The sequence below is a fragment of the Nocardioides sp. Root682 genome (assembly GCF_001427795.1).
Lineage (GTDB): Bacteria > Actinomycetota > Actinomycetes > Propionibacteriales > Nocardioidaceae > Nocardioides.
Map to the genome: position 1 here is coordinate 1,790,771 of NZ_LMHJ01000001.1, position 21,382 is coordinate 1,812,152.

At 69.0% G+C, this 21,382-nt stretch carries 22 protein-coding genes and 1 tRNA gene; 10 read left to right on the plus strand and 13 right to left on the minus strand.

All coding sequences use genetic code 11. The features are described from left to right. Positions 1-123: 123 nt before the first annotated feature. Both ASD84_RS08495 and ASD84_RS08500 read left to right on the plus strand, forming a co-directional pair. Entirely contained in the window at positions 124-741 is a 618-nt protein-coding gene (locus tag ASD84_RS08495) for a DUF47 domain-containing protein (RefSeq protein WP_156391685.1), read from the plus strand. A gap of 2 nt (positions 742-743) precedes the next feature. Then, positions 744-1,772, plus strand: a complete 1,029-nt coding sequence (locus ASD84_RS08500; protein WP_056709046.1) for an inorganic phosphate transporter — start codon at positions 744-746, stop codon at positions 1,770-1,772. Here the strand turns inward: ASD84_RS08500 and ASD84_RS08505 are convergent, their stop codons facing one another. From ASD84_RS08505 to ASD84_RS08530, 6 genes are all read right to left on the minus strand, one after another. Next, entirely contained in the window at positions 1,773-2,513 is a 741-nt protein-coding gene (locus tag ASD84_RS08505) for a response regulator transcription factor (RefSeq protein ID WP_056709049.1), read from the minus strand. It abuts the gene before it with no gap. Further along, positions 2,513-3,292 (minus strand): phosphate ABC transporter ATP-binding protein PstB, encoded by a 780-nt coding sequence (gene pstB / locus ASD84_RS08510; RefSeq protein WP_056709052.1) that lies wholly within the window; start codon positions 3,290-3,292, stop codon positions 2,513-2,515. The genes ASD84_RS08505 and pstB overlap by 1 nt, the downstream gene beginning before the upstream one ends. A gap of 14 nt (positions 3,293-3,306) precedes the next feature. After that, entirely contained in the window at positions 3,307-4,377 is a 1,071-nt protein-coding gene (gene pstA / locus ASD84_RS08515; RefSeq protein ID WP_056709056.1) for a phosphate ABC transporter permease PstA, read from the minus strand. After that, positions 4,374-5,330, minus strand: a complete 957-nt coding sequence (pstC, locus tag ASD84_RS08520) for a phosphate ABC transporter permease subunit PstC (RefSeq protein ID WP_056709059.1) — start codon at positions 5,328-5,330, stop codon at positions 4,374-4,376. Before pstC ends, pstA begins: the two co-directional genes overlap by 4 nt. A gap of 103 nt (positions 5,331-5,433) precedes the next feature. Then, positions 5,434-6,522 carry a phosphate ABC transporter substrate-binding protein PstS gene (locus ASD84_RS08525; RefSeq protein WP_056709062.1) on the minus strand — a complete coding sequence of 363 codons (1,089 nt, stop codon included), beginning with the start codon at positions 6,520-6,522 and terminating at the stop codon, positions 5,434-5,436. Between the two features lie 163 nt (positions 6,523-6,685). Continuing rightward, positions 6,686-7,558, minus strand: a complete 873-nt coding sequence (locus tag ASD84_RS08530) for an NUDIX hydrolase (RefSeq protein ID WP_056709066.1) — start codon at positions 7,556-7,558, stop codon at positions 6,686-6,688. 47 nt (positions 7,559-7,605) lie between these two features. Here ASD84_RS08530 and ASD84_RS08535 point away from each other — a divergent pair, with 47 nt between their 5' ends. Beyond that, on the plus strand, positions 7,606-8,679 hold the full coding sequence (locus ASD84_RS08535; protein ID WP_056709069.1) for a hypothetical protein: 1,074 nt from the start codon (positions 7,606-7,608) through the stop codon (positions 8,677-8,679). A 6-nt stretch (positions 8,680-8,685) separates the two neighbouring features. Here ASD84_RS08535 and ASD84_RS08540 read toward each other — a convergent pair whose 3' ends face one another. After that, positions 8,686-10,131 (minus strand): MFS transporter, encoded by a 1,446-nt coding sequence (locus tag ASD84_RS08540; protein ID WP_056709072.1) that lies wholly within the window; start codon positions 10,129-10,131, stop codon positions 8,686-8,688. A 159-nt stretch (positions 10,132-10,290) separates the two neighbouring features. On the opposite strand from ASD84_RS08540, the gene ASD84_RS08545 reads away from it, so the two are divergent. The 4 genes from ASD84_RS08545 to ASD84_RS08560 are packed head-to-tail and all read left to right on the plus strand — an operon-like array spanning position 10,291 to position 14,076. Beyond that, positions 10,291-10,593: a metal-sensitive transcriptional regulator gene (locus tag ASD84_RS08545; protein ID WP_182380950.1), complete on the plus strand. Its 303-nt coding sequence runs from the start codon at positions 10,291-10,293 to the stop codon at positions 10,591-10,593. A 42-nt stretch (positions 10,594-10,635) separates the two neighbouring features. Continuing rightward, on the plus strand, positions 10,636-10,854 hold the full coding sequence (locus ASD84_RS08550) for a heavy-metal-associated domain-containing protein (protein ID WP_056709079.1): 219 nt from the start codon (positions 10,636-10,638) through the stop codon (positions 10,852-10,854). Then, positions 10,851-11,801, plus strand: a complete 951-nt coding sequence (locus ASD84_RS08555; protein ID WP_056709081.1) for a hypothetical protein — start codon at positions 10,851-10,853, stop codon at positions 11,799-11,801. Before ASD84_RS08550 ends, ASD84_RS08555 begins: the two co-directional genes overlap by 4 nt. Positions 11,802-11,835: 34 nt before the next feature. After that, a complete protein-coding gene (locus ASD84_RS08560; protein ID WP_235531090.1) occupies positions 11,836-14,076 on the plus strand; it encodes a heavy metal translocating P-type ATPase in 2,241 nt (746 codons plus the stop codon). 4 nt (positions 14,077-14,080) lie between these two features. Here the strand turns inward: ASD84_RS08560 and ASD84_RS25470 are convergent, their stop codons facing one another. The 4 genes from ASD84_RS25470 to ASD84_RS08575 all read right to left on the minus strand — a co-directional run bounded on the left by ASD84_RS25470 (position 14,081) and on the right by ASD84_RS08575 (position 17,073). Further along, positions 14,081-14,236, minus strand: a complete 156-nt coding sequence (locus tag ASD84_RS25470) for a hypothetical protein (RefSeq protein ID WP_200954469.1) — start codon at positions 14,234-14,236, stop codon at positions 14,081-14,083. 157 nt (positions 14,237-14,393) lie between these two features. Continuing rightward, the gene (locus tag ASD84_RS08565) at positions 14,394-14,597 is read right to left on the minus strand and encodes a cold-shock protein (protein ID WP_056709087.1); all 204 of its coding nucleotides are present in this window, start codon (positions 14,595-14,597) and stop codon (positions 14,394-14,396) included. 260 nt (positions 14,598-14,857) lie between these two features. Continuing rightward, on the minus strand, positions 14,858-15,934 hold the full coding sequence (locus ASD84_RS08570; protein WP_056709091.1) for an alanine/ornithine racemase family PLP-dependent enzyme: 1,077 nt from the start codon (positions 15,932-15,934) through the stop codon (positions 14,858-14,860). Continuing rightward, positions 15,931-17,073 carry a DUF1611 domain-containing protein gene (locus tag ASD84_RS08575; protein ID WP_235531091.1) on the minus strand — a complete coding sequence of 381 codons (1,143 nt, stop codon included), beginning with the start codon at positions 17,071-17,073 and terminating at the stop codon, positions 15,931-15,933. Before ASD84_RS08575 ends, ASD84_RS08570 begins: the two co-directional genes overlap by 4 nt. A gap of 211 nt (positions 17,074-17,284) precedes the next feature. Between ASD84_RS08575 and ASD84_RS08580 the strand changes: the two genes are divergently transcribed. After that, a tRNA-Lys gene (locus ASD84_RS08580) sits at positions 17,285-17,357 on the plus strand. A gap of 19 nt (positions 17,358-17,376) precedes the next feature. On the opposite strand, the gene ASD84_RS08585 is transcribed toward ASD84_RS08580, so the two are convergent. After that, positions 17,377-17,796, minus strand: coding sequence for a Fur family transcriptional regulator (locus ASD84_RS08585; RefSeq protein WP_056709095.1), 420 nt, complete (start codon positions 17,794-17,796; stop codon positions 17,377-17,379). Between the two features lie 171 nt (positions 17,797-17,967). Here ASD84_RS08585 and ASD84_RS08590 point away from each other — a divergent pair, with 171 nt between their 5' ends. Beyond that, positions 17,968-19,092 carry a hypothetical protein gene (locus tag ASD84_RS08590; RefSeq protein ID WP_156391687.1) on the plus strand — a complete coding sequence of 375 codons (1,125 nt, stop codon included), beginning with the start codon at positions 17,968-17,970 and terminating at the stop codon, positions 19,090-19,092. A gap of 81 nt (positions 19,093-19,173) precedes the next feature. Further along, positions 19,174-19,857, plus strand: a complete 684-nt coding sequence (locus ASD84_RS08595; RefSeq protein WP_056709099.1) for a PaaI family thioesterase — start codon at positions 19,174-19,176, stop codon at positions 19,855-19,857. A gap of 9 nt (positions 19,858-19,866) precedes the next feature. On the opposite strand, the gene ASD84_RS08600 is transcribed toward ASD84_RS08595, so the two are convergent. Next, positions 19,867-21,354: an NAD(P)/FAD-dependent oxidoreductase gene (locus ASD84_RS08600; protein ID WP_162251507.1), complete on the minus strand. Its 1,488-nt coding sequence runs from the start codon at positions 21,352-21,354 to the stop codon at positions 19,867-19,869. Positions 21,355-21,382 lie beyond the last annotated feature (28 nt).

A 21,382-nucleotide genomic window follows, 5' to 3' on the forward strand; every position in this document is an offset into this window, starting at 1 on the left:
GGCGACCGGGGGCGCCACGGAGCGTGGGGCGTGCCACACTGTCTGCGGTGCTGTGGGTTTGCGTTCATCCGAGCGTTTCCCCCTAGCATGAAGCCGTTCGTTTCCGCCTCAACGGGAGTCCTTGTGGGTCTGCGTCTCCGTCCGGTCGATACCTCCTTCTACCTACTCTTCACGGAGTCGGCTCAGCACCTGGTGGGTGGAGCCGAGCTCCTCGCCGAAATGCTGTCCGACGACTCCGTCAAGGCCGACGTCGCCGAGCGCATGCGCGCGGCCGAGCACGCCTGTGACGAGACCACGCACTCGATCGTCAAGAAGGTCAACAGCACCTTCGTGACGCCGTTCGACCGCGAGGACATCTACGCGCTCGGCTCCGGCCTCGACGACTGCATGGACATGATGGACGAGGCGGTCGACCTGATCCTGCTCTACGAGGTGAAGGCATTGCCTCCCGAGCTCTCCGAGCAGGTCGAGGTGCTCCAGCGCTGCGCCGAGCTGACCGCTGCAGCCATGCCGCGCCTGCAGTCGATGCAGTCACTCGACGACTACTGGATCGAGATCAACCGTCTCGAGAACACCGGCGACCGCAACCACCGGCGGACCCTGGCCAAGCTGTTCTCCGGTGAGTACGCCACGATCGAGGTCCTGAAGCTCAAGGACATCGTCGAGTCCCTCGAGGGCGCCATCGACGCCTTCGAGCGGGTCGCCAACATCGTGGAGCAGATCGCCGTCAAGGAAGGCTGAGCGTGAGCCTCACCCTGGCGATCGTGATCGCCGTGGTCGTCATCGCGCTTGCGTTCGACTACACCAACGGCTTCCATGACGCGGCGAATGCGATCGCGACGTCGGTGTCGACCCGTGCGCTCACGCCGCGGATCGCGCTGACGCTGGCCGCGATCATGAACTTCCTCGGCGCCCTCCTGGGCCAGGAGGTGGCCAAGACGGTGGCCGACGTGATCAGCATCGAGGACAAGACAGGGACCCTGCTGGTCGGGGTCCATCACGGCCTCGTCGTCGTGATGGCGGGCCTGCTCGGCGCCATCATCTGGAACCTGATCACCTGGTACTACGGCCTCCCGTCGTCCTCCTCGCACGCCCTGATCGGTGGCCTGGTGGGCGCAGCGATCGCCGGCGGCGTGGCGGTCAAGTGGGACGTGATCGTGCAGAAGGTCCTGATCCCGATGGTGATCTCGCCGCTCTTCGGCTTCAGCGCAGCGTTCGTGGTGATGACGGCGATCATGTGGATCTTCCGCAAGGGGAACCCCCACAAGATCAACCGCGGCTTCCGGGGCATGCAGACCGTCTCGGCTGCCGCCCTCGCCCTCGGCCACGGCCTGCAGGACGCCCAGAAGACGATGGGCGTCATCCTGCTCACGCTGGTCATCGCCTATCCGGCGTCGTACAACATCGAGACGTTGCCCATCTGGGTCGTCCTCCTTGCTGCAGGCGCGATCTCTGCGGGCACGTACGCCGGTGGCTGGCGCATCATGCGCACGCTGGGCCGCAAGATCATCGACCTGGACCCGCCGCGCGGCTTCGCTGCCGAGTCGGTCGGCGCCACGGTGCTCTACACGACCGCCTTCGTCTTCCACGCGCCGATCTCGACGACCCACACGATCACCTCGGCCGTGATGGGCGCCGGCGCGACGAAGCGCTTCAACGCCGTCAAGTGGGGCATGGCCCGCACGATCCTCACCGCCTGGGTGTCGACCTTTCCGGCCGCGGCGCTGGCGTCGTGGGGCTGCTACGAAGTCCTGTCACTCATTCTGTTGTAGTCAGCCGTTGTCGACCGTGAGGCTGTAGCCCCGGCCGCGGATCCGTCGTACGACGGCAACCTCGCCCAGGCGCCCACGCAACCGCGTCACGTGCATCGCGATGGTGTTGCCACCGGGTCGCCGGCCGCTGGTTCCCCAGATGGCGTCGCGCAGCTCCTCGTCGGTGACGACTCCCGGCGAGGACAGCATCAGGGCCCGCAACAGCTCGAACTCCTTGAGCGGCAGGTCGGCGATCCGCTGGCCACCGACCCGCACCGTGAACGCGGTGGCGTCCAGCTCGATCGGACCCACCTCGAGGCGCGCGTGGTCCGCGACCGAGCGCGGCGCGTGGGTCATCAGGTCCCACACCTGCTCCGCTGCATACGGACGGAGCACGACGGCCGAGGCACCCGCCAGCATCAGCGGACCTATCCCGTCCGACCGGGCGCGCTCACCGTCGCCGAGGTCGTCCGCGCCGGCGATGACGTAGGGAGAGCCGTGCCGGCGGATCCGGCTGACGAAGTCGTCGGCCGCGATGCCCGGCGCCTCCGGGACCACCACGACCGCGTGCGGATCGATGCGCCCGAATTCGACGAGTCCGTCGAGGGTGTCGCCCACCCACGTGACGTGCACGCCGTGTCCGGCCATCGCTTCAGCGAGGCCGCTCTCGTCGCCCGCGGGGTCGACCACGAGGAGCTGCGCGCCCGAGGATTCCGTCCAGCGGTGGAAGTAGGCCCGAACCGACTGCCGCCGGGCGTTCATCAGCCGAATCGACCGGAGATGTAGGCCTCCGTGGCGGGGTCGTCCGGGTTCGCGAACATCTTCTTGGTGGGGTTGAACTCCACCAGGTGGCCGGGCTCGCCCGTCGCCTTGAGGTTGAAGAAGCCGGTCTCGTCGGAGACGCGCGCCGCCTGCTGCATGTTGTGGGTGACGATGACGATCGTGTAGTCGTTCTTGAGCTGGTGGATCAGGTCCTCGATGGCCGAGGTCGAGATCGGGTCGAGCGCCGAGCACGGCTCGTCCATCAGCAGGATCTGCGGCTCGACCGCGATGGCGCGGGCGATGCAGAGGCGCTGCTGCTGCCCACCGGAGAGGCCCATGCCCGGCTTGTTCAGCCGGTCCTTGACCTCGTTCCAGAGGTTGGCACCGCGCAGGGACTTCTCGACGACGTCGTCGGTCTCGGACTTCGACATCCGGCCCGAGTTGAGCTTGAGGCCCGCGACCACGTTGTCAGCGATCGACATGGTCGGGAACGGGTTGGGCCGCTGGAAGACCATGCCGACCTGGCGGCGCACGGCCACCGGGTCCACGCTGGCGTCGTACAGGTCTTGGCCGTCGACGACGATCTTGCCCTCGACGCGGGCGCCGGGGATGACCTCGTGCATGCGGTTCAGCGATCGCAGGAAGGTGGACTTGCCACACCCCGACGGGCCGATGAAGGCGGTGACCGCGCCGGCGCGGATCGTCATGTTGACGCCCTCCACCGCCAGGAAGTCGCTGTAGTAGATGTTGACGTCGGAGACGTCGATGCTCTTGGCCATGATGTAACTCCCTCTCAACCCTTCTTCGGGGCGAAGATCTTGCCGACGATGCGTGCTGCGAGGTTGAGCACCATCACGATGAGGATGAGGATGAAGGCGGCGCCCCAGGCGATCGCCTCGGCGGGCGCGTCGCCGCGGAGGTTCTGACCGTAGATCAGGACCGGCAGGGTCGTCATCGCCCCGTCGAACGGGTTCATGTTCGTCCGGTCGGTCGCACCTGCGATGAGCAGCAGCGGGGCCGTCTCCCCGATGACGCGCGAAGTCGCCAGGGTGATGCCGGTCAGGATGCCGCCGAGCGCCGTGGGGAGCACGATCCGGACGATCGTCTTCCACTTCGGCGTACCGAGGGCGTAGGCGGCTTCGCGCAGCTCGTCCGGGACGAGCATCAGCATCTCCTCGGTCGCCCGTACGACGATCGGGATCATCAGCAGTGCGAGCGCCACCGAGCCACCGAAGCCAGACACGTAGGCCGGCCCGAAGATCAGGGTGAACAGCGCGAAGGCGAAGAGGCCGGCGACGATCGACGGGATCCCCGTCATCACGTCGACCAGGAACGTGATCGCCTTGGCGAGCTTGTTCTTCTTGCCGTACTCGACGAGGTAGACCGCGGCCATCACGCCGACGGGCACCGAGATCAGCGCCGCCCCCAGCGTCACCAGCAGGGTGCCGATGATCGCGTGGTAGATGCCGACCGGCTGGTCGATCTGGGTCTTGAAGAACGAGTAGCTCAGGAACGTGCCGTCGATGCGGCCGGCGCCCTGGTCGATCACGCGCCACAGCAGCGATGCCAGCGGCACGATCGCGACGACGAACGTGGTCCAGATCAGCCCGGTCATCAACCGGTCGGTGGCGCCGCGGCGGCCTTCGACGGCCAGCGACCAGACCGGCAGGACGACCAGGAAGGCGATGCCGGCGAGGATGGCGGCGCCGACGGTCGGCACACCCAGCACGAGCAGCAGCGCGCCGAAGGCGGCGGCGATACCGGCGACGATCCACTCCGCGCGCTGCGGGAGTCGCGGGTGGGTCAGCGGAATGTGCATGCGCTCGGCGGGCGCCTGTTCGAGGGTGGTCGCGGGGTGGTTCATCGGGCCATCCGCCTCTCGCTACGGCCAATGATCCATCGCGCTGCGAAGTTCACCAGGAAGGTCAGCAGGAAGAGCACGAGGCCGGTGGCGACGAGCACGTTGAGCAGGTCGGCGCTGCGCTCCTTGTACTTGAGCGCGATGTTGGCCGCGATCGACGTCGGGCTGGCCGTCGCGAGGACGTTCCACGACATGTCGAAGCCCACGGAGAGGACCATGGTCACGGCCATCGTCTCGCCGAGCGCGCGGCCCAAGCCCAGCATCACGGCGGAGACCATGCCGGAGCGGGCGTAGGGGAAGACCGTCATCCGGATCATCTCCCAGCGCGTGGCACCGAGGGCCAGGGCGGCCTCCTCGTGCAGGCGCGGGGTACGGGAGAAGACCTCACGCGAGATCGCCGTGATGATCGGCAGGATCATGATCGCCAGCACGATGCCGGCGGTCAGGGGCGAGCGACCGGACACGTTCGGCTCGCCGAAGAGCGGGATGAAGCCGAGGTGCTCGTGCAGCCACTCGTGCATCGGCACGAGCTTCTTGGCGAGGTAGAACGCACCCCAGAGGCCGTAGACGACCGAAGGTACGGCGGCCAGCAGGTCGATCACGTAGGCGACCGGAGTGGCGACCCAGCGGGGGGCGTAGTGGCTGATGACCAGCGCGATCCCGAACGCGAGGGGGACGGCGATGATCAGCGCGATGATCGAGGCGGTGAACGTGCCGACGAGCAGCGGGAAGACGTACCCCAGGAAGCTCTCGGCGTGCGGGCCGTAGACGTCGCTCGACTTGCTGAAGCCCGTGGCGCCCTTGATCGCGAGGAAGATGAAGACGCCGGCCAGCGCGGCCATGATCGTCAGACCGGCGGCGAGGGCCAGGCCGGAGAAGATGCGGTCGCCGACGCCACCGCGGACGCTCGCCCAGTCGTTGGGCTGCTCCTCGATCTCGGCGGTGGGGGCTGTCACGGGTTTCACCTCAGGGTTTGGGGGATGTGAACGGTTGCGGGAGCTGGCGCTCCCACGGGTCGAGGGGTGAGGACGGGATCGCCGTCCTCACCCCTCCCGTGGATCACTTGGCGGAGATGCCCGCCACGATCTCCTGCGCCTTGGTGGCCGTCTCCGGCGCGAGCTTCGCGGAACCGGCGAAGTCGGACGACGCGGCCTGGCCCTCGTCGGACACGATGTAGCTCAGGTAGCCCTTGACGTTGGCTGCCTCGGCCGCGTCGTCGTACGTCTCGCAAGCGAGGAGGTACGACAGGAGGATGACCGGGTAGGCACCGGCCTCGGTGGTGGTGCGGTCGACGTCGACAGCGATGTCCGTCTCGTCGCGGCCCTCGACGACCGGCGAGACCGAGACGGTCTTCGCGGCGCCCTCGGGCGACGGCGCGACGAACTCCTCGCCGACCTGGACGGACACCTTCTGGAGGTCAGCGGTCTGGCTCTCGTCGGCGTAACCGATGGTGCCCTCGGTGTCACCGATCTGCTTGACGACACCCGAGGTGCCCTCGGCGGAGAGTCCACCGGAGACCGGGAACGCGTCCTCGGCCTCGTAGGCCCAGTCAGCCTTGGCGGCCTTGCCGAGGTAGTCGGTGAAGTTCTTCGTGGTGCCCGAGTCGTCGGCGCGGTGCACCGGCGAGATCTTCGTGTCGGGCAGGTCGACACCCTCGTTCGTCGCGGCGATCGCGGCGTCGTTCCACTTGGTGATCTTGCCCGCGAAGATCTTGGCGATCGTCGCGGCGTCGAGCTTGAGGTCGTCGACGCCCGGCAGGTTGTAGGCGATGGCGATCGAGGAGATGTAGGCCGGGACCTCGATGATGTTGCCGCCACAACGCTCCTTGGCAGCCGCGAGCTCCTCTTCCTTGATGTAGGAGTCGGTGCCGGCGAAGGACAGCGCCTTGGCGATGAACTGGCCGCGGCCGTCGGTCGAGCCGAGCAGCGAGTAGTCGATGGTCAGGTCGCCGTTCTTGCCCTGGAACGCGGTCTTCCACGCCTCCTGGGCCTTCTCCTGCGACGTCGCGCCGCCGCCCTTGAGGTTGCCGCTCAGGTCGCTGGACGCAGCGTCGTCGCCACCCTCGTTGGAGGCGCCACAGGCGCTCATCAGCAGGGCGAGAGCAGCAACGCCAGGAATCGCGGCACTGCGAATGGTCTTGAAGTTCAAGGAACTTGCCTCTCAGAGGTGAGGGGCGTCGTTGTTCTCGGGGCCCCCCGATTCGTACTGGACAACTGAGAAGTTAGGGAGCGTCGGTAACGCAAGTCCCCGGGCGATCTGAACGCATGGTGAACAGTGGCGGTCGGGGCGGCATTTGTGCGTGGCCTGGGTCTCAGGCCACGAAACGGGGGCGGTGTCGCTCGACCGCGACGACCACTCCCTTGCGCACGTGGAGCACCAGCATCTCGGCAACTTCCAGCGGAGGAGTGCCCCGGGTGCTGTCCAGCCCGAGGGCGTCGTACACCCACTCGAGAACGGGGCGGTGCGTGCACATCACGACGCCCTCGTCAGCCTCCACGAGCTCATCGACGATCCGGTGGACCGCCCGCTCGGTGGCGTGCTCCTCGCTCAACCGACGGCGCAGGTCCAGGTCGTAGCCCGCGGTCTCGGCGAACGGCTGGACGGTCTGCACGCAGCGGGTGCTCGTCGAGGTCACGACCCGCGTGACGTCGTACGCCGCGAGCAACGGGACGAGCCGGTCGGCCTGGAACTCACCGGTGCGCAGCAGGGTGCGCGCTGCGTCGTCGCCACGCCAGGCGTCGCGGGAGCGCGCCTGCGCGTGACGGAGTACGACGACCGCCCGCGTCTTGCGACGTACCCGCAACGCCGCGGCGAGCGTCTCCCGGTCGCGGTCGTAGGTCAGCACCCCCGGCGCCTCGTCGAACGGCACCCACCGGACCTGGTCGATCTCGTGGTTGGGGCGGTAGCCGGACACGTCGTCGTCGCCCACCACGCGACCTGTCCAGTAGTAGACGGTCTTCGTCCGGCGGCCCACCGGGTAGCGCTGGGTCGGCAGTGGCGGGCCGAGCCGCACGTGGACGCCGGTCTCCTCGTCGACCTCCCTCACGGCGGCTGCCGTGGGGTGCTCGGCGCGGTCCAGCTTGCCCTTGGGGAACGACCAGTCGTCGTACTTCGGACGATGGACGAGGAGCACCTCGCGACCGGGACGGAACACCACCACGCCGGCAGCGAGGATGTCGGGCACGTGGCCTAGTCTCACATCAGATCGTCCGAGTTGAGGAGACCCATCCGGTGTTGCGCCGTCTGACCGCCTTCCGGGCCCGGTCTCGCTGGGTCGTCGTCGGCCTCGTCGTCCTGCTCGTCGCCGTGGCCGGTGTGGTGACCTGGCGACTCACGCGCGACGACGCCAGCAGGTTCGCGGCGGCCGCAGCGTTGGCGCCGGCATCGTCCGAACGATTCAGCTGGACCGACTGGGCCGGCGTGCGCGAGGAGGTCGGTGCCGACGTGTCGGCATCGTCCTCGACCGACGAGCTGGCCGACTTCCTGCTCGCGGCCTTCGACCACGACCTGTCGTCGGCGACGGCCCTCGAGGAGTCGGCCCCCACGCTCCACAGCACCTTCGGCTTCTCCCCCGCGAACGTCGACTGGGAGCTGTTCGCCCAGGGCAAGGACGGAGCGGTCGTCATCCTCGGGATGCCGGACGACTACGACTTCGACGACCTCCGTTCCCGCCTCGAGGACATCGGCTTCGAGAAGCCTGACAGGGCCGACGGTGTCTGGCTCGGCGGAGTCGACCTCCTCGAGACCCTCGACGGCCCGGTCACCCCCGAGCTCGCGGCCCTCCAGATCGACGAGGAGGACGGCATCGTGTTCGGCAGCGACGAGCCGAGCTTCCTGGAGGAACGCGCCGACAAGGCCCGCGGAGATGTCTCCGACGGCGTCGCCGCCGTCATCGAGGCGGCTGGTCCGGCACTGAGCGCATCGGCCTACACCGGAGACCAGGCCTGCTCCGCGCTCTCGATGGGGGGCGCGGACCCGGCCGACCGCACCCGCGCCGCCGAGCTCATCGAGGCTGCCGGCGAGGTCCACCCGATGACCGGTTTCGCCATCGCGGCTCAGCCGGCCGGCGACGTACGCGTGGCGATGGCGTTCGAGAGCGAGGACCAGGCCCGTACCGACGCCGACAGCCGCTCGAAGCTCGCCGCCGGCCCGGCCCCCGGTCAGGGCGGCACCTTCACCGAGCGATTCCACCTCGGGAAGGTCGTTGCCGCCGGCGACACCCTGACCATGGACCTCGAGCCCGTCGACGACGCGTTCGTGATGTCCGACCTCAACCACGGCCCGGTGCTGTTCGCCACCTGTTGAGCTCGGTCAGGCAGTCACCTTCTCTGCGTGGTCCTCGGTCCCTGCCGGGGCGCCGTTGGGGCCACGGAAGAGGGCGAGGGTGGCCAGGGCGCCGACGCCAGCGACGATGGCGGCACCGATGAAGGCCGCAGAGAAGCCGTTGGTGAGCGCTGCCCTGTCGCCGATCTGATCCGCGCCATTGGCAGCGGCGATGGCCGTCATCACGGCCAGTCCGAGCGCTGAGCCGACCTGGTAGCTGGTGTTGACGATGCCGGAGGCCAGGCCACCCTCCTCGGGCCGAGCCGCGGAGATCGCCGTGCCCAGGGTCGGGATGAAGGCAAGCGACATCCCCAGCGCCGCGACGAGCGATGCGGGCAGGACGTCGACCGCATAGGAGCCGTCGGGATCGATCAGCGCGAGCCAGCCCAGCCCGGCAACGAGCAGGACCAGCCCGGTCACCGTCGCCACCTTCGGCCCGACACTGACCAGTACACGCGGGGCGATCGCGATCATCCCGACCATGATCAACAGCGTCATCGGCAGCAGGGCCGCCCCGCTCGGGAACGCCGTGTATCCGAGGACCTGCTGCAGGTAGAGGTTCAGGAAGAACCACATCGGGATCCACGCAGCCCCCAGCAGCAACTGTGCAAGGTTGGCGGCCGCCAGGTTGGGAGCGCGGAAGATGCCGAGGCGCACCAAGGGGTCACGCCCCTTGGCCTGTCCGACGACGAAACCGACCAGCAGGACAGCAGCGACGGCGAGGACGCTCCAGGTCTGTCCGGAGTCCCAGCCGACCTCAGGCGCCTGGACGACGGCGTACACCGCGGCACCAAGGCCAGCGGTCACGGTGACGGCACCCAGCAGGTCGACCCGACGGGCCGCAACGGCACCACCGGCTGGCATGACGGAGGGAACGACCGCAAGGATGAGCAGCGCGAGCGGGACGTTGATGTAGAACACCCACGGCCAGGACAGGTATTCGGTGATCACGCCGCCGAGGAAGACTCCGGCCGTACCACCGGCCGGTGCCGCGGCGCCGTACAGCGCGAGGGCCTTGGGCAGTTCCTTCGGGTTGGCGCCGAAGAGCATGAACAGCAGCGTGAGGGCCGAGGGTGCGATCAACGCCGAGCCGGCGCCCTGGACCGCGCGGCCTACGAGCTCGATCTCGACGTTGCCAGCCAGCCCGGCGACCAGTGAGCCGCCCAGAAGGACGGCCCAGCCCGCGGAGAAGACCCGCCGCGCACCGAGGACGTCGGAGAGCTTCCCGCCGAGAAGCAGCAGGCCAGCCAGTGCGACGACGTACGCATTGAAGACCCACGACAGGTTCTCCTGGCTGAAGCCGAGCTCGGCCTGCATGCGGGGAAGCGCGACCCCGATGATCGAGGTGTCCATGATGACCATGAACTGGGCCGCGGCGATCACCGCGAGCCCGAGCCAGCGGCGGTTCGCGCCCGGCGAGGTGGTGGTTGACATCAGATTCTCCTTTGAAGGTGCCCGGTCGTTCCCGGATGTCGTACTTGCGTTGAATACCCTAGGGGGGTAATGTATTTCAACGAAGGCGGACGCTACCACGAAATACCGGAGGGGGGTACCCTGGGAATGACCGAGACACTGATCGAGAAGGACAGCCCGATGACCGAGGCCCACCAGCACAGCTACATCGCCAACAACACCAAGGCGGACTACCTCAAGCGACTGCGCCGGATCGAAGGCCAGGCCCGCGGGCTGCAGCGGATGGTCGAGGAGGAGAAGTACTGCATCGACATCCTCACCCAGATCTCGGCGATGACGAAGGCACTCGAGGCCGTCGCGCTCGGCCTGCTCGACGAGCACATGGCGCACTGCGTCGTGAACGCGGTCGCAGCTGGCGGCGACGAGGCCCAGATCAAGCTCAAGGAAGCCTCCGACGCGATCGCGCGCCTCGTCCGCTCCTGAACACCATCCATCCGCTCACCTGATTCCCGGAAAGAACCTGCCATGAGCCAGACCGCCAACTTCACCGCGAGCTACACCGTCACCGGCATGACCTGCGGCCACTGCGTCGCCTCGGTCACCGAAGAGGTCCGGGAGATCCCCGGCGTCCAGGACGTCGCGGTCGACCTGCCCACCGGTGCCGTCACCATCACCAGCGCCGAGGTCCTCGACAATGCCGCCGTCAGGGCCGCCGTCGAGGAAGCCGGCTACCAGCTCGCATGAGCACCCCGATCAAGGTCGCGGGCTTCCTGGCCGCCATCGCCGCCATCTTCGGGCTCGCCCTCCTCATCGGCCGGGCCGTCGGTCCTGTCGACGACGAGCCCGCCGCTCACGACGACGCGCACGCCTCCGGCGACGGCCGCGTGCACCTCACCCCCGCCCTGGACGGCGGCACCGAGATCCCTGGCGGGCTCATGGTCTCCCAGGACGGCTACACGCTCGCCCTCGCCGAGCCGGGCTCCCCGGCCGGCCGCGACCGAGCGGTCGCGTTCACGATCACCGGACCCGACGGCGACCCGGTGACGTCGTACGACGTCGAGCACGAGAAGCAGCTGCACCTGATCGCCGTCCGTCGCGACTTCACCGGCTTCCAGCACGTCCACCCCGTCCTCGACGAGAAGACCGGGGTGTGGTCGATCGACCTCGACCTCACACCGGGGACTTGGCGCCTCTTCGCCGACTTCAAGGCCAGCGGCGCGGACCCGCTCACGCTCGGCACAGATCTGGGCGTCAGCGGCGACCACCAGCCTGCGGATCCCGCACCTGAGAACCGCACGGCAACGGTCGACGACTACGAGGTCACCCTCGACGGAAACCTGACGGCGGGAGCCGACGCGAAGCTCACGCTGAGAGTCAGCAGGAACGGCGAGCCGGTCACCGACCTGCAGCCCTACCTCGGCGCGTACGGCCACCTCGTCGCGCTGCGCGCCGGCGACCTCGCCTATCTCCACGTCCACCCCGACGGTGAGCCCGACGACGGTGCCACCAAGCCCGGTCCCGAGGTGGTCTTCCACACCGCCGTCCCGAGCGCAGGGACCTACCACCTCTACCTGGACTTCCAGCACGACGGCGTCGTCCGCACCGCGGCCTTCACCGTCACCGCCAGCGGAGCCAGCGATCCCGGGAACTCCAGCGACGAACATGGAGAGAGCAGTGGACACGCACACTGACCCGGAACGGCAACTTGAGCTCGGTCTCACCGGGATGACCTGCGCGTCCTGCGCCAACCGGATCGAGCGCAAGCTCAACAAGCTCGAGGGCGTCACCGCCACGGTCAACTACGCCACCGAGAAGGCGAAGGTCACCTTCACCGACGGCGTCACGCCCGAGGACCTGGTCGCAGCCGTCGAGCAGGCCGGGTACGGCGCCCGACTCCCCCAGCCGCCCGACGCGGGGTCGGCGGCAGACGGGGCCGACTCACCCGAGGAGCACGCGCTCCAGGTGCTGCGCCAACGGCTGGTCATCTCGGTGGTCCTGACGGTCCCGGTGATCGCGATGGCGATGGTCCCGGCGCTGCAGTTCACCAACTGGCAGTGGTTGTCGCTGACGCTGGCCGCACCGGTGGTGGCCTGGGGCGCCTGGCCGTTCCACAAGGCGGCGTGGACCAACCTGCGCCATGGCACCTCGACCATGGACACGCTGATCTCCCTCGGCACCCTGGCTGCGCTCGGGTGGTCGCTGTACGCCCTGTTCTGGGGCACCGCCGGCACCCCGGGCATGACCCACCCCTTCGAGCTCACGATCGAGCGCAGCGACGGCAGCGGCAACATCTACCTCGAAGCCGCCGCGGGCGTCACCACCTTCATCCTCGCCGGCCGCTACTTCGAGCAGCGGTCCAAGCGCAGGGCCGGGTCAGCGCTGCGGGCCCTGCTCACCCTAGGCGCCAAGGAAGTCGCGGTGCTCGGAGCCGATGGCACCACCGAGACGAGCGTGCCGGTCGAGCAGCTCGCTGTCGGCGACCTGTTCGTCGTACGCCCGGGCGAGAAGATCGCCACCGACGGCGTGATCGAGCGCGGTACGTCGGCGGTGGATGCGTCCATGCTCACCGGCGAGTCCGTGCCGGTCGAGGTCAGCCCCGGGGACACGGTGGTCGGCGCGACCGTCAACGCCGGCGGGCGCCTGGTCGTGCGGGCGACGCGCATCGGCAGTGACACCCAGCTCGCGCAGATGGCGCGGCTGGTCGAGGACGCACAGAACGGCAAGGCCCAGGTCCAGCGTCTGGCCGATCGGATCTCCGGCATCTTCGTGCCGATCGTCATCCTCCTCGCGGCCGGGACGCTCGGCTTCTGGCTCGGCACCGGCAACGGTCTGGCAACGGCGTTCACCGCAGCGGTCGCTGTCCTGATCATCGCCTGCCCCTGCGCCCTCGGCCTGGCGACGCCGACCGCCCTCATGGTCGGCACCGGCCGCGGCGCGCAGCTCGGCATCCTGATCAAGGGTCCCGAAGTGCTGGAGTCCACCCGCATGGTCGACACCGTCGTGCTCGACAAGACCGGCACGGTCACCACCGGGAAGATGACCCTGCGTGACGTGATCGCGGCCGACGGCGAGGACGCCTCCGAGGTGTTGCGGTACGCCGGCGCGCTCGAGGACGCCTCGGAGCATCCGATCGCCCGGGCCATCGCCGACGCCGCCCGGGACCAGCACGGCTCGCTCCCCGAGGTCGAGGACTTCGCCAACGTCGAAGGACTCGGAGTCCAGGGTGTCCTCGTCGACGGCCCCGACAGCACCGCGAGCCACGCCGTCCTGGTCGGGCGCCCGCAGCTGCTCGCGGAGTGGTCGCAGCACCTCACCCCCGAGTTGCAGACGGCGCTCGAGGACGCCCAGTCGACGGGCGGCACCGCCGTCGCGGTCGGTTGGGACGGCAAGGCGCGTGGAGTCGTCGTGGTCGCCGACGCGGTCAAGCAGACCTCGGCCACCGCGATCCGTGAACTGCGCGCACTCGGCCTCCGACCAGTGCTCCTCACCGGCGACAACGCGGCCGTGGCGCGGACCGTGGCCGCCGAGGTGGGCATCGACGAGGTCGACGTCTTCGCCGACGTCCTGCCCGCCGACAAGGTCGACGTGGTCAAGCGGCTCCAGGGCGAGGGCAAGGTGGTCGCGATGATCGGCGACGGCGTCAACGATGCCGCGGCCCTGGCACAGGCCGACCTCGGCCTGGCGATGGGCACCGGCACCGACGTGGCGATCGAGGCCAGCGACCTCACCCTGGTCCGAGGGGACCTGCGGGTAGCGGTCGACGCCATCCGCCTGTCCCGTCGCACGCTCGGCACGATCAAGGGCAACCTGTTCTGGGCGTTCGCGTACAACGTCGCCGCGCTGCCCCTGGCTGCCGCCGGTCTGCTCAACCCGATGCTCGCCGGCGCGGCCATGGCGTTCTCATCGGTGTTCGTGGTGTCGAACAGCCTGCGGCTGCGTGGGTTCAGGGCCCACTCCGCCAGCTAGAGGATCAGGCGCTCAACGGAGCGACGCCCAGGATCCGGTCGATCTCCTCCACCGGCAGCCGGTCGTCGGAGGCGCTGGCGGCGATGATCAGGTTCGTGGTCAATTCGACCTCCACCAGGAGGTCGCCGTCCTCGAGGGTCACGTCGAACTGGTCGCCCACGGTCCCTCCTCACAACTCGTGCAGACGGTCTTCAGCCACCATCTTCCCTCCTACTGGCCCTTCAAAACCTGAAAGTTCAGCAAAAGTTCGTGGGGCCCCGCCTGCCGGCGGGGCCCCACGGAAGACACGAGGTCTTCTCAGATCAGATCGATCCCGCTCAGAGGGGACGGACGTTCTCGGCCTGCGGACCCTTGGGCCCTGCGGTGACGTCGAACTCGACCTTCTGGTTGTCCTCGAGGGACTTGTAGCCGGAGGACTGGATCGCAGAGTAGTGAACGAAGACGTCGTCGCCGCCGCCCTCCTGCTCGATGAATCCGAAGCCCTTCTCGGCGCTGAACCACTTGACGGTGCCCTGAGCCATTGTGCTCGTTACTCCTTGTGTCGGGGCGAGAGCCGCCACCTCGGCGACCCGCAACTCATGCGATGACACGTCGCTCCGACCCGTGATGGGACACCACAAACCAGATACGCCGTCGGCCACATTGCTCCGCAGGCGTTCACCTTCGAACTGCATTCGCTGCGAGATCGAGCCTATCAATCCGGAACGACAGGGAAACCTCTCGAATGCCACGATCTTGGGCTCGGGCATGAAGGTTCTGCTACGCACACGTGACGTCCCTGCTAACAGCCCGCACGGTCGACTGTCGCGACGAAGGGTGACGTCGCCGCCCGGACCAGGGCGCCGTACCCGAGCCCGAAACAGATCTCGTCGCCGACCACGGCGGGGTGGTCGCCGAGGTCGAGCACCAGGTGGTCGCTGCTCATCCCGAGGATCGTGATGCCGTCGGGCGGCACCAACCCGTCCGGGTCCGCGTCCTGCCGGCCGAGCGCGACGATGGCCTGCCGAACCGTGCCGGTGCCGACTCGTTCGGGTACGCCGCCGAAGGCGGACTGCGCCCGGTCACCCCAGGGCGCGAAGGGCTTGTCGACGCGTTCGATGACCTCGCCGAACAGCGCGAACGCGTCCTGATGGAGGCCGTCAACGGGAGTGCGCCGAAGAGGCTCGACGCCGAGCAGGATCGCCTCGCCGAGTCGCAGGTCGTTGATCCGCCCCACGTTCGCCGACGAGGTCGCCCAGTCGAGGTTCGCCGAGTTGCCGCCGGAGACAGTGGTGAGCGCGACGTCGTACGACGTCTCGATCGTGTCGGCCAGGTCGCTGAGGACAGCCATGTTCCTCGCGTCGGGCACCACGCCGTTCTGGCAGGCCAGGTTGGCCCCGAGACCGGCCAGGCGGAGGGACGGTGCGGCCAGCACCAGACGTACGGCGGCGGCCACGTCGTCGACGGGGATGCCCTCGCGCAGGTCGCCGAGCTCGACCATCAGGACGACGTCGTGGCGGAGCCCGGCCCCTCCGGCGGCGCGGTCCAGCGCCCGGAGCACGACGGCCTCCGTGTTCAGGCTGCACGTCGCCGTGCGTACGACGTCCGCCGCCTGGCTGAGCATGGGCGAACGGATCAACGTGCGTGACGTCGGCCCCTTCAACCCGCCCAGCCCAGCCAGTCGAGCGAGGTTGGCGACCCGCGAGTCCGCCAACCCCCGAGCGCCGCCGCGGAGCATGGCGGCTCCGACCGCGGGCGAGCCGAGGACTGCCTTGGTGACGCCCGTGACCTGGATCCCCGACGGAGCGAGACGCTCCACCAGGACCCGGGTGTTGTGCTCGACCTTGCCGAGGTCGATCTCGAGCCGGGGCGCGCTCACACGGAGGCGGCTGCGGTGGCCCCTACGCGCTCGCGGAGTGCCGGGTAGGCCTTGAGGACCATCTCGACCAGCTCGGAACCCGGCCGCGTCAGCGGGTCGGTGACCGGGAGGCCCAGGTGCCGGTGGTGCTCGGCGATCGCGTCGGTGAGCTCCTCGGCGGTCATCTCTTCGTGGTTGATGGTGACGCCGATGACGCGGGTGTCCGCGAAGGCCTCGATCAGCTTGATCTCGCTCGCCGCGGTCGGCATCGGCATCATCGGGAAGTCTCCGAGGACCTTGCGCTTGGGAGCGTGCTGGACGATCACCCCGTCCGGGCGACTGCCCCGCAGGATGTGGCCCGAGCTCAGGTAGGCAGGGTGGCTGAGCGCGCCCTGGCCCTCGACCACGATCACGTCAGGGTCCTCGTTCTCGAACGCGAGCACCATCTGGTGCTCGACCTCGCCGGAGATGAACTGGGGGACCATGGCGTCCAGCGCGGCGCCGTACTTGCCGCCCTGGATCAGGGTGGTCTGGCCGGTGCCGACCATGACTGCCCTGATGCCCTGGTCGTTCAGTGCCTGGACCAGGATCGTCGCGGTGGTGCGCTTGCCGATCGCGCCGTCAGTGCCGAGGATCGCGATCCGCGGGCAGGTCACGTCGAAGATGCGGCCGGTGAACAGGTGCAGGTCGCGGGTGTCCTTGGGGCGTCGTACGTCGGTGATGGTGACCCCGGCGATGAGCGCGGCAGCCACGAACTCGGCGTCGTCGTTGAGGAACTCGTGCAGGCCGTTGATGATGTGCATGCCGCGGGCGATGCCGTCGAGCAGCACGACGCGCTGCGTGTCGGAGAGCAGGCCGTCGGCCGGGGCGACCCCGCAGATCAGGTAGTCCGGGACGTGGCCGGCGTGCGCGATCGACTCACGCAGGGATGCCAGCACCGGGATGCCGTTCGGGACGCTGTCCAGGAACTGACCGGAGTCGACGCCGGCCCGGGTGCTGTCGATGACGCTCAGCACGTCGTACTTCTCGGAGTGCCGGACCAGGCCGTTGGCGGTCTTGCCGTCCTGCTCGCCGAACTGGGCCTCGCAGTAGACCACCGCGGTCGACCCGACCGGCAGGCCGAGCGGCGGGGCAGGGACGTCGGCATCGCGCGTGAGCACAGACAAGGTGATTCCTCTGATCGGCTCAGAGGAGGCGACGGGCTTCGTGGCCGGGCCTTGGGCCCAACGGTCAACGAGGCGTCTGCCCTGAGGTGGCCGACAAGAGTGTCGACACCTTGACTGTAGCCGCCGAACCTCGAAATCCCGCCTCGGCGGTGCCCTCCACCCGCCGTGCGGAGCGCGCTTGGCTACAGTTCCCCGGTACCGATCTGGGCCCCTAGCTCAATTGGCAGAGCAGGAGACTTTTAATCTCTTGGTTGTGGGTTCGAGTCCCACGGGGCCTACTGGAGGCTGATTTTTCGCCTACTCGTCACGCTGGGCCGCGCAGTCGGCGCACAGGCCCACCAGCTCGACGGTGTGGCTGACGTCGACGAAGCCGTGATCGTCCGCGACGGCGTGTGCCCACTTCTCGACGGCCGAGCCGGTGATCTCCACGGTCCGCCCGCAGGAGCGGCAGACCAGGTGGTGATGGTGGGAGGTGCTGCACCGGCGGTACGTCGTCTCGCCCGCCGGGGTGTGTCGTACGTCGACGTCGCCTGCGTCGGCCATCGCCTGGAGGGTCCGGTAGACGGTGGCCAGGCCGACCTTCTCCCCGGCCTGCCGCAGGCTGTCGTGGATCTCCTGGGCGCTCTGGAAGTCCACCCCCGCACGCAGGGCGTCGGTGATGGCCAACCGCTGCCGCGTCGGACGCAGGGAGCTCGCTCGCTCGTCGATGCCGGACATCACTCACCTCCAGGAAATGGGAACCGATCTCAATCTACCCGCCCAGCGATGCCGTCGAAGGACCAGTCCATCTAGTCACAACGGGCCATGCTGAGGGGTCCTTCGAACCCAAGACGAGGAACTTCTTGCGGAGTACGCTCGACCGTGGGAGAGGGAAGGGAGGACTCTGTCATGGGGAGCAATGACGAGTTCGGACCGGACACTGAAACTATTCGTGCCTGGTTGAACAAGCGCGCCAGCTACGCGAAGGACGCCCGGGTGATCGGAGCGCCTCGCGGTGGCGGCGGCGTGGCGACCGCTACGGCACCCCCGCCGACCGCTTCCCGGGTCGAGGCCACGCGCGAACCCTTCGCGAAGCCGACCCTGCCCGCCGGACCCGACAGCACCTCCGCGGGCCGCTCGGTCCTCGCCGCCCTCGGCGTGGAGGACAGCACACCCCCGGTGGTCGAGCCGGCCACCAGCGTCGACACCACCGCCGCCGGGCGTTCGGTCGTCGACGCCTTGAACGGCTCCGCCGAGTCGCCGCGGCGCGAAGCCCGGGCCAGGGCCAAGCAGGACAAGCAGCCGAAGCCGGACAAGCAGGTCGAGCAGGCCGAGCGGACCGAGAAGCGCAAGCCCGCCCCCCGCCCGAGCCGCGGACCCACCGTCCGCGTCACCCGGCCGGCTCCGTCGGCCGGCTCCACGACACGCGACGAGTCCGGTACCACGACGCCTGCGCGCGCGCCGTCCCTCGTGCCCACCACGGCCACTCCCCAGGTCCGGCAGAGCCGCTGGACCGAGCCCGAGGAGCACCTCAACGCGAACCACGCCACCACGGACGCGGACTTCCCGGCTCGCGGCACCGCCCGGCGGGTGCTGTCGCTGGTCCTGCTCGCCGCACTGGCGGCGACCGCCGCGACGTCGTACGTCGCCTACCAGGACCGAACGGTGGCCGCCCTCGGCATCGCCGGGACGCTGGGCTTCCTGACGCTCGTGGTGTGGGCCGTGCGCGCGGGTTCCACGACCACGAAGATGTCGATCCGCCGCGGCAAGCTGTCGATCGAGCGCGGCGGGCACGTCGACCTGATCGACGTGGGCAGCTCCTACACGCCGATCGCGATCATCGGCGAACCCGGCCACCGCCGCTGGACCGTCCTGATCGAGCGCCGGGGGATGCCGCTGGTGGTCATCAACTCCTCGATGGTCGACCCGCACTGGTTCACCAGCGCGCTCTACCGCCTGCGCCCCGAGCTGCGGCCGGGCGCTGCCGAGGACGACGACTACGCCGACGACGACACCTACGCCGGGAGTGTCTGAGCCGCACCGGGTTCGGTCCGGGCTCCCGCTCTCCGGGGTCGCGAACCGGCGCCAAACGAGAACGTGTTCTATTCTGGTTCGATGAGCTGGCCCTTCGCTGTTGACGACACCCCGGACGCCGTGGTCGACGAGGAAGCCGCGGTCTGGCGGCCCTTCACCCACTCCGTGCGCGAGCTCATCGATGCCTGCGTGCAGAGCGCCGTGGACCTGGACGAGGTCCGCGCCGCCCAGGCAGACGTGGATGCCGCCGTCGCACGCCTCAACAAGGCCCGGATGGCCGCCACGCTCGGCCAGGCGCACAGCCCGTCGGGCCGCCGCCGGCCGTGGGGCAACCCGGTGATCGGCCTGCGCAATCCCATCGCACCTCCCCTCGAGGTCCACAGCGATCCCTCGGGGCGCGCCGAGTGCGACTTCCACTGCGGGGCGGCGTACGAGGGACCACCCGGACTCGTCCACGGCGGCGTGGTGTCGCTGATCCTCGACCAGGTGCTCGGCCACGCCGTCGGGGCAACTGGTCGCCCGGGCATGACCGGGACGCTCACCATCGTCTACCGCAAGGGCACCCCGTTGGGCGACCTGCGCATCGAGGCACAGGTCGACCGTCGCGACGACGTGAAGACCTGGGCAAGCGCCCGGATCATCGGTCCGGACGGTGTGACCGCGGAGGCCGAGGGCGTGTTCCTTCTCCCGCGCGCGATTCGCGAGCGACTGGCCCAGGCCGAGGCGGAAGGGATCTCCCTCCCGATGCCCGAGATCCTGGAGTGAGCCGTTCGCTCAGACCTTGACGCCGCGCTTGTTCTCGTCGCTCAACCGGGCCTCTTCGGCTGCCTGCGCCTCGAGCTCGGCGCGGCGCCGCTCGGCGTCGTCGAACTCACCGGGCTGGGACACGAGGTCCGTCGCTCCGCGAGCCAGGCGCTGCAGGGCCACGCGGGCAAAGATCTGCTGCTCGGTCGAGGTGCGCTCCGAGCGGCCGGTGCCGATGAACGAGATCAGCCAGTGGAGCACGGCCGTGAACTGGTTCTTGAAGCCGGTGATGTAGAAGAGGTGCACGACCAGCCACATCAGCCAGGCGATGACACCGGTCAGGCGCAGTCGACCCACCATCGCGACCGCGCGGAAGCGGCTGATGATCGCCATGGAGCCCTTGTCGAAGTACTTGAACGGCGACTGGGCGGGCTTGCCCTTGAGCCGGCCGTCGATCTCCTTGGCGGCGTACTTCGCACCCTGGATGGCCACCTGGGCCACACCGGGAAGGTTGTCGAGGGAGATCATGTCGCCGACGACGAACACCTCGGGGTAGCCCGGGAGCGTGAGGTCGGGGTTGACCGCGATCCGGCCCGCGCGGTCGAGCGGCGCGCCGGTCTGGGCCGACAGCTGCTTGCCCAGTGCGTTGGCCTGGACCCCTGCGGCCCACACCTTCGCGACGGCGTCGATGCGCTTCTCGGTGCCGTCCTTGTACTTGACGACCAGGCCCCGCTCGTCGACCTGCGACACGAGCGCACCGAGCATGACCTCGACGCCGAGCTTCTCCAGCTTCTCCTGGGTCCACTTGCCGAGCTTGGCGCCGAACGGCGGCAGCACCTGGGGCGCTGCGTCGACGAGGATGACGCGGGCCTTGCGGGTGGTGATCGCCCGGAAGTCCCGGGTCAGCGTGCGGTGGGCGAGCTCGGCGATCTGGCCGGCCATCTCCACACCGGTCGGACCGGCGCCGACCACGACGAACGTCAGCAGGTGGTCGACGTTCTCGCCGCGCGAGGCGCCCAGCTCGGCCATCTCGAAGGCGCCGAAGATCCGCCCGCGCAGCTCGAGGGCGTCGTCGATGCTCTTCATGCCGGGCGCGAACTCGGCGAAGTGGTCGTTGCCGAAGTAGGACTGGCCCGCTCCGGCCGCCACGATCAGCGAGTCGTAGGGCGTCACGAGCTCGCGACCGAGCACGTGCGAGGTGATCAGGCGGTTCTCGAGGTCCACGGTGGTGACCTCACCCAGGAGCACCTGGGCGTTCTCCTGGTTCGCCAGGACCTCGCGGGTCGGCGGGGCGATCTCGCCCTCGGAGAGGATGCCGGTCGCCACCTGGTAGAGCAGCGGCTGGAAGAGGTGATGGGTCGTCTTCGCAATCATGGTCACGTCGACGTCCGCCTTGCGGAGCGCCTTGGTGCCGAAGAGTCCGCCGAACCCGGAGCCGATGATCACGACCTGGTGGCGGTCGGACCGGCGCACGATCGCGCGATCCGACATTTCCGGCGTGATGTCGCCTGCTGCCATGGCTTCCTCCTGGACGCTTGTGACGTCT